The sequence below is a fragment of the Streptomyces sp. 7R007 genome, from assembly GCF_054850255.1.
The window spans coordinates 442,962-456,612 of record NZ_JBTWMV010000001.1 but is presented as its reverse complement, the minus strand read 5'-3'; the positions used below and the strand labels follow the sequence as shown (position 1 = coordinate 456,612).

Sequence of the window (13,651 nt, the reverse complement as noted above, 5' to 3'; positions counted from 1 at the left end):
TGGGGTTACTCCTTGCTCCCACCGGTACGCACCAGGCCGCCGAATCACTCAAGGCACACACAGAATCGTGAACCTTCGGATTCGTAGCGGCCCGGCTCGCGGATTGGTCCGAAGAGAAAAAATCTAGAAGAGGTGGATGGCCAGGTGCCCGAGGGGCAGTCCGAGCTGCCACGCCTTCGTCCACACCTTCGGACCCTCGTCCTCGCCGACCCCTACGGCGCCGCCCGGCACGGCGTTCAGATCGGGCGCGAGCAACTCGGTCTCCTCCAGCCAGCGCCAGGCCGCCTCGGCCAGGTCCAGGTCCGGCGCGCGGACGCCGGCCTCGGCGGCCTCGGCGGCGAGCTTCGCCATCCGCTCGCCCACCCAGTCCTGCCACGGCTGGTCGTAGGCCGTCAGCGACAGCCAGGTCTCCAGCTGGGAGACGACCCGGATGCCGGAGAGTTCACCGTCGGTGTCCGCGAGGAAGATGGTCAGCGCCAGCGCGTCGCGCCCGGCGCGGAACTCGAAGGACGTCGGCGGCATCAGATCGCCCGTCCGCAGCAGCTCGTCGGCGATGTACTCGGCGTACAACCAGGCCATGGGAACGACCAGTTCGCCGCCGGCGCCGTCCGTGCTCTCTTGACCTCTGTGCAGCATCCCTTCCTGCCTTCCTCCGGTGGTGCGTGCGCGTCAGCCCGAACGCCCGGGCTCCAGTCCGGAACACGGATGAGGACAGCCGAATACTCAACAGGGGTCCTCAGCAAGGCGCTTTACGGAGGTTTGACTGATCCGTTGGTTTCACCGCAGGTCGGCCGCGTATCCCGGAAGCACCCGGCGCAGGGCGCGCAGCGCGTAGTACGCGCGGGACTTCACCGTACCGGGCGGGATTCCCAGGGTTTGGGCGGCCTCCGCAACACTCGCCCCCTGGAAGTACACGAGCACCAGGACTTCGCGGTGCTCGGGAGTGAGTGTCTTCACAGCCTCGCGCACATCGAGGGTGGCGGCCGCTCGTTCGGCGTGGTCCGCGCACACCCGAGCGTTCTCCAGGATCGCGTCGCCGACCTCCGCGGGCCGCGCCTGGCGGGCCCGGCGCGCGTCGATGGCCAGCCGCCGTCCGACGGTCATCAGCCACGGCCGTACGGAGTCGAAATCGTCGGCGCGCAGCGCCTCGGGGTGCTGCCAGGCGCGGACGAGGGTCTCCTGCACGAGGTCCTCGGCGCGCTGTCGGTCGCCGTCACACAGCCGGAGCAGCAGCGCGAAGAGGGGCCGGCCGTGCTCCCGCTGCAGTGCGGCGAGCTCGTGCTCGGCGGTCGTCCCGTTCGTGAGGGTGGTTCCGGCCGTCATGGCCGTATGGCACCGCAGGCACCGGTTCCGGGACAGGGCCCGTACGGGGATCTGCGGCGGACGGTCGATCGCGTCGACGAACGGTTCGACGAACGGTCCCGGGCGGTCCTTCCGGGCGGTCGCGGACGGCCGGTGTGCGCGCCGGACGGGCTAATCGGCGTGCCGCAGCCGCATCCGGGGCCCCTCACCTCCGTACCTTTTGTCCGTAAATATGACGAGCCGCCACTCTGGGGTGAGCTGATGATTGCACGCAGACGACAGGTTGCCCTGGCCCTCACGGCCGTCCTCGCCTCGGGCGCGGCCTGCCAGGCCCGGCACCACGAAGCCGCCGCCCGAGCCGCCCACCCGGCCCCGCCCGCCGCCCGCGGATTCACGCTCGTGGCCTCCGGCGACGTCCTCCCGCACACCTCCGTCATCGACCGCGCCCGCTTCGACGGCGGCGGCACCACCTACGACTTCCGCCCGATGCTCGCAGGCGTCCGCTCCGTCGTCGCCCGCGCCGACCTGGCGCTGTGTCACATGGAGACCGTCTACGGCGCGAACGGCGACTACACCGGCTACCCCCTCTTCAAGTCCCCGCCCGAGATCGCCCAGGGCCTGGCCGCCACCGGCTACGACGGCTGCTCCACCGCCTCCAACCACAGCCTCGACGATGGCGCCGCCGGCATCGACCGCACCCTCGACGCCCTCGACCGCGCGGGCGTACGGCACGCCGGCACGGCCCGTACGGAGGCGGAGGCGCGCACCACCACCCTCCTGCGCGCCGGCGCGGCGAAGGTCGCCCACCTCGCCTACACCTACGACACCAACGGCTTCCCGCTGCCGCCGGGCCAGCCGTGGGCGGTCGATTTCATGGACCAGAACCGGATCATCGCCGACGCGCGCGCCGCCCGGCGGGCCGGCGCCGACGTGGTCGTCGTCTCGCTGCACTGGGGCACGGAGTGGCAGGACGAGCCCGACCAGCAGCAGCTCGCGCTCGCCCAGACGCTCACCGCCTCGCGCACGGGGGGCCGACCCGACATCGACCTCGTCCTCGGCACCCACGCCCACGTCCCGCAGGCGTACGAGAAGGTCAACGGCACCTGGGTCGTCTACGGCATGGGCGACCAGGTGGCCGGTGAGATGTACAACCACGAGGGCGCGCAGGACCCGCGCGGCAACCAGTCCACCCTCGCGCGGTTCACCTTCGCGCCGCCGAGCCGTCCGGGCGGGCGCTGGGAGGTGACCCGGGCCGAGTTCATCCCGCAGGTGTTCGATGTCGACGCGGGGCGGGTGGTCAACCTCAACCGGGCGATCGAGCAGGGAGCGGATCTGCAGGGCGTGCGGGACCGCATCCGGGACGTCGTCCTCAGCCGGGGTGCGGCGAACGACGGCCTGGTGATGGGGGAGTAGGGGCGCTCACTCGGCTTCCACGTGGTCGAACGTCTTCAGCATCTGCTTCAGCACGCGGACGCACGCCGTGAGTTCGGCGTCGGTGAGATCGCCGCCGACCTGCCGGTTCAGGGCGTGCTCGCGGGCCAGGATCGTGTCGATCACCGTCTCGCCCGCCCCGGTGATCCGGATCAGCGAGGACCGCTGGTGCGCCGGGTTGGGCGTGACCTCGACCCAGCCCTCGGCCGCCGCGTCGTTGACCATGCGCTGCACGAACTGCCGGGTCAGCGTCATGACGCGGCCCATCTGGGGCACCGTCATGGGCCCGTGCCGGCGCAGCAGGGCGAGCACGGAGCGCACGCCGACGGGGACGCCCTCGACCTGTTCGCCCTGCTCGATCTTGCGCAGGCCGCGCCGGTAGAGCGCGCCGATCAGGTCGAACACCTCGGAGACACGGTGGCCGAGTTCGTCGGGGGGCAGCGGGGCGTCGTCGTCGTTCACCCGGACATCATGCACCGATCCATCATGACAACCCAGTTGTCAAAGTCGCCCGGAGATGACACCTTGGTTGTCATGACGGTTGCTTCCGAACTGAGCTTTCACGCGTCCGCCGACGGCGACCTCGCCTACCTCGACACCGGCTCCGGGGACCTCGTGGTCCTGCTCCACTCCGGTTACGTCGACCACCGCTTCTGGCGGGACCAGATCCCGGCGCTGGCCGCCGGGCACCGCGTCATCGCCCCGGACGTCCGCGGCCACGGCGCCTCCGCCAACGCGACCGGGCCCTTCCGCTGGGCCGACGACCTCGCCGGACTGCTGCGCCGGCTCGACGCCGGGCCCGCCGTCCTCGTCGGCGTCTCGATGGGCGGCGTGATCGCCACCGACACGGTGCTGGAGCACCCCGAGCTCGTCCGCGCGGTCGTCACCTGCGGCGCGGCGACCGGCGACTTCCAGTACACGGACGACTGGACCCGGGGCATCCAGGCCGAGTACGCCCGCACCCTGGCCGCCGGTGACATCGAGGGCTGGCTCGACGTCTTCCTGCGGGTCGTGCCCGGCCCGTACCGCGGCCCGGACGAGGTCGACCCGGACATCGGGCGCCGGCTGCGGGAGATGGCCCTGGGAACGATCACCAAGCACACGCCCGACGAGAAGGACTGGCTGGTGCGGGTGACCGGCTCCTGGTCCCGGCTGCCGGATCTCGGCGTCCCGGTGCTCGCCGTCAACGGCGCCCTGGAGCCCGCCGAGATGCTCGACGCGGCGCAGCGCCTCGCCGACACCGTCCCCGACGGCCGGGCCGAGGTCGTCGAAGGCGTCGGCCACTACCTGAACATGGAGCAGCCGCAGACCTTCAACGCGATCCTGCTCGACTTCCTGCGCGGCCTGTGACGCCTTCCCCGGCGGCCTGTGACGCTCAACGCCCCGCCAGCGCCGACCTCTTGTACGAGTACCCGAAGTAGATCACCACGCCGATCACGAACCACACCGCGAACCGCACCCACGTCTGCCACTGCAGATACGTGATCAGCCAGATCGAGGAGACGACACCCACCGCGGGCACGACCGGCATCCACGGCGTACGGAAGGCACGCGGCAGCTCCGGCTGCCGGTAGCGCAGCACGATCACCGCCGTGCACACCACCACGAACGCCAACAGGATGCCGATGTTGGTCAGTTCGGCCGCCTCGCCGATCGGCAGGAACCCGGCGATGACGGCCGACGCCACCCCGACGATCCACGTCACCCGGGTCGGCACGTGCCGCGTCGGGTGCGTCTTCGCGAACCACCTCGGCAGCAGCCCGTCCCGGGACATGGAGAACCACACCCGGGTGACGCCCAGCATGAACGTGAACATCACCGTGAGGATGCCGATGATCGCACCCACCGCGATCACGTCCGCCAGCCCGCCCAGCCCCACCGACTTGAACGCCGTGGAGAAGCCGCTCTCCTTGTCGATGTGCCGGTAGTCCTGCATGCCGGTCAGCACCAGACACGCGGCCACGTAGAGGACCATCGAGATGACCAGCGAGTAGACGATCGCCCTCGGCATGTGCCGCTGGGCGTCCCGGGACTCCTCGGCCGCCGTCGACATCGCGTCGTAGCCGAAGACCGCGAAGAACACCGTCGCCGCGCCGGTGAACGCGCCGCCGACGCCGTACGGGAAGAACGGGTGGTAGTTGCCGGTGTCGACGTGGAAGACGCCGACGGCGATCACCAGCAGCACGACCAGCACCTTGAGCGCGACCACGGCCGTCTCGAAGCGGGCGGCGCTGCGGATGCCCAGGTTGAGCAGGGCGGCGATGAGCAGGCACAGGATCACCGCGAACAGGTCGACCCTGTGTCCCTCGCCCGTACTGGGCGCGCCCAGCATCCACTTGGGCAGTTCGGCGCCCATGTCCTCGACGAGGAAGCTGAAGTAGCCCGAGATGCCGATGGCGACCACCGCCACGATCGCCGTGTACTCCAGCAGCAGGTCCCAGCCGATGAACCAGCCGGCGAACTCGCCGAGCACCGCGTAGCCGTACGTGTACGCCGACCCGGCCTTCGGGATCAGCCCCGCGAACTCCGCGTACGACAGCGCGGCCGCCGCGCTCGCCACGCCGGCGATGAGGAAGGAGACGAGGACCGCGGGACCCGCCGTGCCGTTGGCGACGGTTCCGGCCAGGGTGAAGATGCCCGCGCCGATGATGCCGCCGACGCCGATCGCGGTCAGCTGCCACAGTCCGAGGGACCGGTCCAGCCGCACGCCCTCGCCGACCTCCGTCTCCTCGATGTGCTCGATCGGTTTGCGGCGGAGAATCCCCTCGCCCGTCCGGAGCCCGGCCATGCGCGTCACCTCTTCACGTTCGGGAAACGGCTGACGGTGGATCATGATGGCCCAGGGCCGCCCGGTACGGAAGACGCCGCGCAGCCGCCCGACGCCGGCGCGCACCCCGAACCCGCGTTCAGCGCACCGGCCGGAGCCGGCCAACGCGCGTGCGTCAGCGCCCGGTTGGCCGGATGCGCGCCCACGGGACCACCTAGGACGGCACGTCCGGCCTCGGATGGTCGCGGGGTGCCTCGGGGCAGGGCGGCCGGTAGTCCCGGTGCGGGAAGTACTGGCGCCATTCCGTCCGCCTCATGGCGGGGGAGACGGTGGCGCAGATCCGGGCGGCCACGCGTTCGGGGTCAGGGTCCCACAGGAGTACGGTCCAGTCCTCGCCGCCGGTGGCGAGCGTGCGGCCGTCCGGGCTGAAGGCGAGCGTGTCGACGGGCTTGCCGTGACCCGTGAGGACGGCCAGCTCGCGGACGTCGCCCTGGCCGGACAGGGCGTACAGGCGCGCGGTGCGGTCGGAGCTCGCGGTGGCCAGGGTCCGTCCGTCCGGGGCGAAGGCGACCGCCATGACTCCGTCGGTGTAGCCGGTGATCGGACGGCGCAGATCCGGGCGGCGCCGGTCGGAGACGTCCCACAGCCGTACGGTGCGGTCTTCGCTGCCGGTGGCGAGGGTGCGGCCGTCGGGGCTGAACGCCACGGACTTCACGGCGGCGGAGTGGCCGCGCAGCACGGCCAGGCGCGTGGGCCGGTTCCGGTCGGCCAACCCCCACAGCGCGGCGGTGTGGTCGCGGCCGGCGACGGCGAGGGTGCGGCCGTCGGGGGAGAAGGCCACGCAGTCGACCGCGTCGCCCGCCGGCAGCGTCGCCAGGAGACGGGGCCGGCGCGGATCCGCCGTGTCCCACAGGCGTACGGTGCCCGACTCGCTGCCGGTGGCCAGGGCGCGGCCGTCGCGGCTGAACGCCACGCGGTTGACGTGGCCGTCGCCCGGCCGCAGCACCGTCAGCACCCGGCCGCTCCCGGAGGCATCCACCTCCCACAGCCGTACCGTGCCGTCGGCGCTGCCGCTGGCCAGGACGTCCGAACCGGCCCGGAACACCACCGAGTTGACCGGACCCGTGTGGCCGGCCAGCCGCACCGGCTCGTGCGACCGGCGCGGGTCGGCGAGGTTCCACACCAGCACCGACTGGTCGTAACTCCCGCTCGCCAGGAGGTGGTTGTCCGGACTGAAGGCGACGGAGTAGACCGAGCTGGTGTGGCCGATCAGCGCCGGTCCGGGCAGGTCCCACAGGCGGGCGGTCTCGTCCTCGCTGCCGGTGGCGAGCGTACGGCCGTCCGGGCCGAACGCCAGCGCGCCCACCGCGCCGGTGTGGCCGGTGAGGACCGCCAGTTCCCGGGCGGGTCCCGCCCCGGCCACCTGCCAGCGGCGCACGGTGGCGTCGGCGCTGCCGGTGGCCAGGGTGCGGCCGTCCGGGGCGAAGGCCACGGCCTCGACCGTGTCCGTGTGCGCGGTGAGCACGTCCAGCCGGCCGATGTGCCGCGTGCTGCGCGTGTCCCACAGCCGCACCGTGAAGTCGCTGCTGCCGGTGGCCAGTCGGCGGCCGTCCGGGGCGAACGCCACGGCCGTCACCGCCTGCCGGTGGCCGACCGCGCGCGACAGCTCGCCGGGCCGGTCGCCCGACGGGGGAGCCGACCACAGCCGTACCGTGCGGTCGGCGTGGCCGGTGGCCAGCGTCCGCCCGTCACGGCTGAACGCCGCCGCCGTCACGTCCGCGGACACCTCGCGCACACCCAGGTCCCGCGGCCGGCGGGCGTCGGCCAGGCTCCAGCGCCGGATGCCGTCACGGGCGGCCGCCGTCAGCGTGCGTCCGTCGGGACCGAACGACAGCGCGAGGACCGGGCCGGCGCCGCTGTGCAGCGTCGCCTCCGGCGTGGGCGCCCCCGGGTCGTGCACGTCCCACAGTGCCATCGCCCCGTCGTCGCCGCCCGCCGCCAGCAGGCCGCCGTCGGGACTGAGGGCGAGCGCGCGCACGCCGCCGGACAGGGCGAGCACGCCGAGCCTGCGCGGCCTGTGCGGGTTCCCGGTGCCCCACAGACGCACACTGCCGTCGCCGCCGCCGGTCGCCAGGACCTTGCCGTCGGACCGGAACGCCAGCGCGGTGACCGCACCCCCGTAGCCGGTCAGCTGGGTGGCGTACGGCGTCGCGAACGTGCTCAGCAGCGCGCCGCGCGCCTCGGGAGTCGGGGAGATCCGGTAGGCGGCCAGGCTCAACTGGGCGGCCAGGGAAGGGCTGACGCCCCGGAGAGCCGCCGCCTTGTCGGCCGCCCGCTGTGAACTGGCCACGTCCCGCTCCCGGTCCGCCGACCGCTGCGCCCGCACCGCCAGGACCGCCGTCGTGGTGGCCAGCACCAGCAGGACGCTCAGCAGCGCCACCATCACCCGGCGCAGCCGCACCCGGCGGCGCTCCGCCGCGCGCTCGGCCGAGTCCGCGGCCAGGCTCGCGTCGAGGAAGGCCCGCTCCGCCGGCGACATCGACGCCCGGTCGAGCGCCGCCGCGAGCGCCAGCCGCGTCCCGCGGTACAGCGCGCCGGGGTCCCTGCCGAGGGTCTCCCAGGTCTGCGCCGCCTCCGTCAGCCGCCGCAGCGTCCGCGTCGCCTCCCGGTCCTCGGCCAGCCAGCCCTGCAACCGGGGCCAGCACCGGATCAGCGCCTCGTGGGCCAGCTCCACCCGCTCGCGGTCCAGCACCACCAGGCGCGCGGCGGCCGCGTGCTCCAGCACGCCGCTGACATCGATGTCGTCGTCGGCCGACCCGGCCAGTTCCGTCAAGGAGGCCGGCCGCCGGGTGTCCTCCGTGCCCTCGCCAGGCGCGGTCAGCCGGACGAACACCCGCCGCGCCAGCTCCTGTTGGGCGGTGTCGAGCCGCTGGTAGAACTCCTCCGCGGTGTGTGCCAGGCCGCCCTCCAGCCCGCCGGCCGCCTCGAACCCCTGGAGCGTCAGCGCGTTGCCCCGCCGGCGCCGCCAGGTCTCGCGCAGCGCGTGCGACAGCAGCGGCAGCACCCCGGGCCGGCCGTACGCCTGCGCGGTGAGCGTCGCCAGCAGCGCGCCCTCGACGCTCAGCCCGGCCCGCTGCGCCGGCCCCACCACCGCCTGCCGCAGCTCCTCCAGGCTCATCGGACCGACCGGCACCTGCGCGTCCCGCATCGCCTCCACCAGCGGCGCGTGGCGCGTGCAGTGCCCGTAGAAGTCGGCCCGCACCCCGAGCGCCACCCGGCACCGGCCCTCCGGCGCCGCTGCGGCGACCACCAGCGCCCGGATGAAGCGGTCGCGCTCGGCCGCGTCCCGGCACAGCGTGAAGGTCTCCTCGAACTGGTCGACGACCAGCACGAGTTCGCCGTCCGGCCCGTCCGAGCCCGCGGTGATCCGCCGCACCACCCGGCTCAGGTTCTCCGTGTCCGCCCGCAGCTCCTCGTACAGCGCGCCCGGTGTCACCCCCGCCGCCGCGCTCAGCCGTACCGCACACTCCTCCAGCGGCCGCGCGCCCGGCGCGCACACCACGACCGTCGCGCCCCCGGCCCGCAGCCGCGGCACCAACCCCGCCCGCAGCAGTGACGACTTGCCCGACCCGGACGCCCCGATCACCATCACGAACCGCTGCCGCTCCAGCCGGCCGGCCACCTGCCCGACCAGCTGCTCCCGGCCGAAGAACCACTCGGCGTCCTGCTCCGTCAGCGGCCGCAGCCCGACGTACGGCGGCGGGACCCCGGACTCGTCCTGGGGCCCCGGCTCCGTCTCCTCCGCGCCGAGCAGCCGTGCCGTCTCCCGCCAGCGGCGCTCCCACTCCCCTGTGTCCCCGTCGCAGGCGCGCACATAGGCGAGCGTCACCGCCAGCGTCGGCAGCCGCTGTCCGGACGCCGCGGAGGACAGGGTCGAGATCGAGTAGTGGGCCCGCTCGGCCAGGCGCCGGTAGGGCGGATTGCCGGCCTTGCGCCGCAGCCGCCGCAGTCCCGCGGCGAACTCCCGTAACGGACCGTCCCCGGCATCCAGCGGTCGCTCCCTGCGCGGCATCGCCGCACCTCCCCGTCGAACCCGCACGTCACGCATCGCGAACGCCGTCACATTTTTCCGGACTTGTTTGTTCGGCACCAGGGCCCGAACGCGAACAACGCCCGGACCGCTACACCTGGTACCGACGGCAACGACCCAGGAACGGGGGAGTACGGATGAAACACACACGGGTGGCGGCGGCGCTGGCGGCCGCGGCGCTGACCGTCGCGGGCCTGCTCGCCGGGGCCGGCGCGGCGTCGGCGGCCGACGTGCCGGGCGGGTTCCACGACAGCGGGTTCCACGACAGTGGCTACCACGACAACGCGGTCACGCCCGACGGCCATATCGACGGAGGCTGATGGCTTATGCGCATGTTCACGAGGACCACGCGGGCCTGGCTGACCGTGCTCGCGCTGCTCGTCTGCGGCATCGCGGCCCTCGCGCCGGTGTCGAACGGCCCGTGACCACGTCCTCTGACGAGGGGATCGCCACGCGGGCGGGGCGTACCCGGCGCGCCCCGCCCGCGTGCCGGCCGAATGCGCCGGCGCCTGTCCTGAGGCGCGGTTACGGCACCACCGTCACCGGCCAGCGGCCCGCCTTCACCAGGCGGACGGCGACCGAGCCGACGATGCGGTGACCGGCCTGCTCCGAAGCGCCCACCACCACCGCGTCCGCCTTGAGCTCGTCGGCCGCCTTCACCAGGCCGCCGTACGGGTCGCCGCGGAAGGTGTGGAACTCCCAGCGCACGTCGAATATCCCCTTCGTGCGCTCGGTGGCCTCCCGGATCTGCTTCACCAGGTCCTCGGCGATCTCGTCCGTCGTCTCCGCCACCGGCGCCCCCATCGCCGCGCCCGCCGCGAGCACCGGCTGCACGTACACGACCGCCAGCAGGGCGTGCTGGCGCCGGGCCAGGCCGCCGGCGTAGGCCGCGGCGCGGAGCGAGGAGTCGGAGCCGTCCACGCCGACGAGGATGACCTTGGGACCGTCGGTGCCCCGCTCGAACTGGTGCGAGTGCTGTTCCGTCACGGCAGCGAGGCTATCGGAAACCGCAGGTCCCGCCGCCACGCGGGACCTCCCGGCGCGATCCCGGGCCTCACTTCCGCCCCGGCCGTGCACAAGTCCCGCCGAACGGGGCACCCGAGGGGGCGCGTCGGCCCGCCCCGGCCGAGGGGCCGCCGGCGCGTCCGGCGCTCGGCCTCGCCGGAGGGGACGGGGCCGGGCCCGGCCAACCGCCCGCCCGTCTCACCCGCCTGACGGCGCGTGGCGCAGCAGCCGCAGGTCGTCCCCCCAGGCGTCGAGCACCCCGCCGTGTCCCACGGCCCGCGCCGCCCGCTCGACGCGGACGAACAGCTCGCGCTGGGTGTGCGGATCGCCGTCGGCCAGGATGCGGCGCACCGCCGGCAGCAGCCACCCCACGCTCCACTCGTCGCCGTCCCCGAGCGGCCGCCGCTCCAGCTCCCACCGCAGGTACTTGTTGTAGGGCCGCACCCTGCGGTGCAGCGCGAAGAGCACCTCCCACGCGTACGGCACGCTCTCCGCCGCGTCCAGGTGACCGGCCTCGCCCCGCCCGTCGCGGTGGCTCTTCAGCGAGCGGTAGGTCTGGTTGACGTACGCGTCCAGGTGACCGGCCACCGCGGTGTGCGCCTCGTCGGGGGTCAGGGTCCGCTTGCGGTCGACGATCGCGGCGATCTCGCCGTCCAGCCGGTCGAACAGCACCTCGGCGTGGACGTACGCGTACCGCAGGAAGGCGGCGGGGGCACCGGGCAGGCCACGACTGCGGAACTCCTCCAGTGAGAGCACCGCCAGGTCGAGATGGGCGGAGCGGAACCAGTCGAGGCCCGCGAGCGGGGAGGCGGCCCGGTCGCGCAGGACGACGTGCAGGTCGTGGTCGGAGCGGGCTGTGGCCATGCCCTCGTGCACCTGGGAGCCGCTCAGGACCAGGCCGACGACGCCCGGGTCGGCGCGGGCCCGGGTGAGGAAGGCGGCCAGCGTGGCGTCCGGGCTGTCGCCGAGGACGGGAGGAAGCGCCGTGTGATCACCCACCGTGCCGACGGTAGCGAGGAACGGCCGCTCCTCGAAAGGCGATTACGGCGGCCCCCGCCGCGGGACGCCGGGGCCGCCGTCCGTCGTATGACCCGACTGCTTGGCCCGTGCGGGTGTTTTCCCGCCGCCGCACCGGTGTCGCCGGGGTGCGTCGGCCTCGCGCCGGTCGACTGATGAGTCATGAAGAAGGATCAGTTGTTCACGCGGCGCCGGGCCTTGCTCACCGGCGCCGCCGCTCTGGGCGCGGCCGGCACCGCCGGCGTCCTCGCGCTCGGCAACGGAGACGCGCCGGCCCGGCCGGCCGCGCCCGCCGCCGGTCCCCGGGCGGGCCGCGCGCTCAAGCCGTCCGCCTACCGTCTGCAGCCCCTGACCGGATACGGACCGCCGCAGGCCGCGCCCGCCCGCACCCTGGTGCGCCACGAGCCGTTCCTGCGCGTCTCCGGACGCGGTCGCACCATGGTGCTGACTTTCGACGACGGCCCCGACCCCCGCTACACCCCGGACATCCTGGACACGCTCGCCCGCTACGACGTGCGCGCGATGTTCTTCGTCTGCGGCGAGATGGCCGTCGACAACCAGGACCTCCTGGCCCGGATGGCCGACGACGGCCACATCGTCGGCAACCACACCTGGTCCCACCCCCTGCTGACCCGTCTGACCAGGTCTCGGATCCGGTCCGAGATGCAGCGCACCAGCGACGTGATCGAGGAGGCGTACGGCGAACGCCCCCGCTGGTTCCGGGCCCCCTACGGCGCCTGGAACCGCGCCGCCTTCCAGCTCGGCGCCGAGCTGGGCATGGAGCCGCTCGCCTGGACCGTCGACACCCTCGACTGGACCACCCCCGGCACCCGCACCATCGTCCACCGGGTCGAGGACGGCGCCGCCCCCGGCGTCGTGGTGCTCTCGCACGACGCCGGGGGCGACCGCTCCCAGAGCGTCCGGGCCCTGCGGAACTATCTTCCGTATCTGCTGGATTCCGGCTATCACATCACCGTCCCGAGACGGCGATACGCATAACCGGGACGGCGATACGCACCATCGCCGCCCGCCCGCCCGGCCGGGGAACGCTCAGCGGACCTCGACCAGGCGGGCGAAGACAACGACGTTTCCGTCGTAACCCTTCTGCTTGGAGAAACCGCCCCCGCAGGTGATGACCCGCAATTCCGGGGCGCCCTTGGAGCCGTAGACACGGTCGCCGGGGAAGTCGTTCTTCTGGAAGACCTCGACGCCGTAGATCTCGAACACCGCGGTCTTTCCGTCCTTGCGGGCGATCTCGACGCGGTTTCCCTTCTTCAGGGCCCCGAGGCCGTAGAACACGGCGGGGCCCTGCATGTTGTCGACGTGGCCGACCACGACCGCGGTGCCCTTCTCGCCGGGCGAGACGGCGCCGGTGAACCAGCCCGCCAGGTTCGGGTCCTCGGGCGGCGGCGCGCCGACCCAGCCGTCCGCGTCCAGGCCGACCGGCATCACGGGCGCGTCGACGGAGATGGCGGGGATCCGCACCCGGTCGGGGGCGGAGAACGGCAGCGGGGCCGCCTTGGCGAAGGTGCTCGGGACACGGCTGTCCGCCGCGGCCGCGGAGGCGGGCTGCGGCGGACCCATGTCGAACTCCCCCGAACCGTTGCGAATGAGCGCGAGGCCGGTCAGCAGAACAAGCGCTATCACGCCCCAAGGAGCACGCTTCTTCGGCCGCAGCTCCTCCTCGTCGTCGGCCAGCTCGAACGCAGACATTCGACTTCCCCTCTCGACGCGGCCGTCGCCACGTCATTCGCGCATACGAGAACGCTAGGACGCCTGCCCGGAACCGGCGACGGGGACGGCGCGAACGGGTGGCCGCCCATCGTCCGGACTCCTTTGGTGCGCCATCCGAGTTGCCGCGGAAAGGAAATTTCTGACGGTCCGTGACCTGCGGTGATATCCGATTGTGTGCTTTTCGCTCGGCGTGTCCTCTCACCAGGACGGACCAGCGCCGAAATGCGGGCTCGCGCACGGCAACTGAGGGTCTTTCTGGGAGGCGCTTTCTCGCCGATCGACCGGGGACGGGCCCCGGGGCGTCT

At 73.2% G+C, this 13,651-nt stretch carries 12 protein-coding genes; 4 read left to right on the top strand and 8 right to left on the bottom strand.

The window, feature by feature from the left end; translation table 11 throughout:
• Positions 1-123 precede the first annotated feature (123 nt).
• A complete protein-coding gene (locus ACYF6T_RS02225) occupies positions 124-636 on the bottom strand; it encodes a hypothetical protein (protein WP_461692917.1) in 513 nt (170 codons plus the stop codon).
• Between the two features lie 141 nt (positions 637-777).
• Positions 778-1,323, bottom strand: a complete 546-nt coding sequence (locus tag ACYF6T_RS02220; protein ID WP_461692916.1) for a sigma-70 family RNA polymerase sigma factor — start codon at positions 1,321-1,323, stop codon at positions 778-780.
• A gap of 240 nt (positions 1,324-1,563) precedes the next feature.
• Between ACYF6T_RS02220 and ACYF6T_RS02215 the strand changes: the two genes are divergently transcribed.
• Entirely contained in the window at positions 1,564-2,715 is a 1,152-nt protein-coding gene (locus ACYF6T_RS02215; protein WP_461692914.1) for a CapA family protein, read from the top strand.
• A gap of 6 nt (positions 2,716-2,721) precedes the next feature.
• Here ACYF6T_RS02215 and ACYF6T_RS02210 read toward each other — a convergent pair whose 3' ends face one another.
• Positions 2,722-3,195 (bottom strand): MarR family winged helix-turn-helix transcriptional regulator, encoded by a 474-nt coding sequence (locus ACYF6T_RS02210; RefSeq protein WP_461692913.1) that lies wholly within the window; start codon positions 3,193-3,195, stop codon positions 2,722-2,724.
• Between the two features lie 72 nt (positions 3,196-3,267).
• Between ACYF6T_RS02210 and ACYF6T_RS02205 the strand changes: the two genes are divergently transcribed.
• Positions 3,268-4,083, top strand: coding sequence for an alpha/beta fold hydrolase (locus tag ACYF6T_RS02205; protein ID WP_461692911.1), 816 nt, complete (start codon positions 3,268-3,270; stop codon positions 4,081-4,083).
• 25 nt (positions 4,084-4,108) lie between these two features.
• Here the strand turns inward: ACYF6T_RS02205 and ACYF6T_RS02200 are convergent, their stop codons facing one another.
• Entirely contained in the window at positions 4,109-5,521 is a 1,413-nt protein-coding gene (locus ACYF6T_RS02200) for an amino acid permease (protein ID WP_461692909.1), read from the bottom strand.
• 193 nt (positions 5,522-5,714) lie between these two features.
• Positions 5,715-9,572 (bottom strand): nSTAND1 domain-containing NTPase, encoded by a 3,858-nt coding sequence (locus tag ACYF6T_RS02195; protein ID WP_461692908.1) that lies wholly within the window; start codon positions 9,570-9,572, stop codon positions 5,715-5,717.
• Positions 9,573-9,727: 155 nt separating this feature from the next.
• Between ACYF6T_RS02195 and ACYF6T_RS02190 the strand changes: the two genes are divergently transcribed.
• Positions 9,728-9,910, top strand: coding sequence for a hypothetical protein (locus tag ACYF6T_RS02190; protein ID WP_461692907.1), 183 nt, complete (start codon positions 9,728-9,730; stop codon positions 9,908-9,910).
• Between the two features lie 205 nt (positions 9,911-10,115).
• On the opposite strand, the gene ACYF6T_RS02185 is transcribed toward ACYF6T_RS02190, so the two are convergent.
• A complete protein-coding gene (locus ACYF6T_RS02185; RefSeq protein WP_461692906.1) occupies positions 10,116-10,577 on the bottom strand; it encodes a universal stress protein in 462 nt (153 codons plus the stop codon).
• 216 nt (positions 10,578-10,793) lie between these two features.
• On the bottom strand, positions 10,794-11,594 hold the full coding sequence (locus ACYF6T_RS02180) for a hypothetical protein (protein WP_461692905.1): 801 nt from the start codon (positions 11,592-11,594) through the stop codon (positions 10,794-10,796).
• 180 nt (positions 11,595-11,774) lie between these two features.
• Between ACYF6T_RS02180 and ACYF6T_RS02175 the strand changes: the two genes are divergently transcribed.
• Positions 11,775-12,611, top strand: coding sequence for a polysaccharide deacetylase family protein (locus ACYF6T_RS02175; RefSeq protein WP_461692904.1), 837 nt, complete (start codon positions 11,775-11,777; stop codon positions 12,609-12,611).
• A gap of 51 nt (positions 12,612-12,662) precedes the next feature.
• Here ACYF6T_RS02175 and ACYF6T_RS02170 read toward each other — a convergent pair whose 3' ends face one another.
• Positions 12,663-13,325, bottom strand: coding sequence for a class F sortase (locus ACYF6T_RS02170; protein ID WP_461692902.1), 663 nt, complete (start codon positions 13,323-13,325; stop codon positions 12,663-12,665).
• Between the last annotated feature and the right edge of the window lie 326 nt (positions 13,326-13,651).

Excerpts from the sequence above, each read along its gene's own strand:
- ACYF6T_RS02215 (WP_461692914.1), top strand. The coding sequence starts at position 1,564 with ATGATTGCACGCAGACGACAGGTTGCCCTGGCCCTCACGGCCGTCCTC.
- ACYF6T_RS02225 (WP_461692917.1), bottom strand. The coding sequence starts at position 636 with ATGCTGCACAGAGGTCAAGAGAGCACGGACGGCGCCGGCGGCGAACTG.
- ACYF6T_RS02220 (WP_461692916.1), bottom strand. The coding sequence starts at position 1,323 with ATGACGGCCGGAACCACCCTCACGAACGGGACGACCGCCGAGCACGAG.
- ACYF6T_RS02200 (WP_461692909.1), bottom strand. The coding sequence starts at position 5,521 with ATGGCCGGGCTCCGGACGGGCGAGGGGATTCTCCGCCGCAAACCGATC.
- ACYF6T_RS02170 (WP_461692902.1), bottom strand. The coding sequence starts at position 13,325 with ATGTCTGCGTTCGAGCTGGCCGACGACGAGGAGGAGCTGCGGCCGAAG.
- ACYF6T_RS02190 (WP_461692907.1), top strand. The coding sequence starts at position 9,728 with ATGAAACACACACGGGTGGCGGCGGCGCTGGCGGCCGCGGCGCTGACC.
- ACYF6T_RS02195 (WP_461692908.1), bottom strand. The coding sequence starts at position 9,572 with ATGCCGCGCAGGGAGCGACCGCTGGATGCCGGGGACGGTCCGTTACGG.
- ACYF6T_RS02205 (WP_461692911.1), top strand. The coding sequence starts at position 3,268 with ATGACGGTTGCTTCCGAACTGAGCTTTCACGCGTCCGCCGACGGCGAC.
- ACYF6T_RS02175 (WP_461692904.1), top strand. The coding sequence starts at position 11,775 with ATGAAGAAGGATCAGTTGTTCACGCGGCGCCGGGCCTTGCTCACCGGC.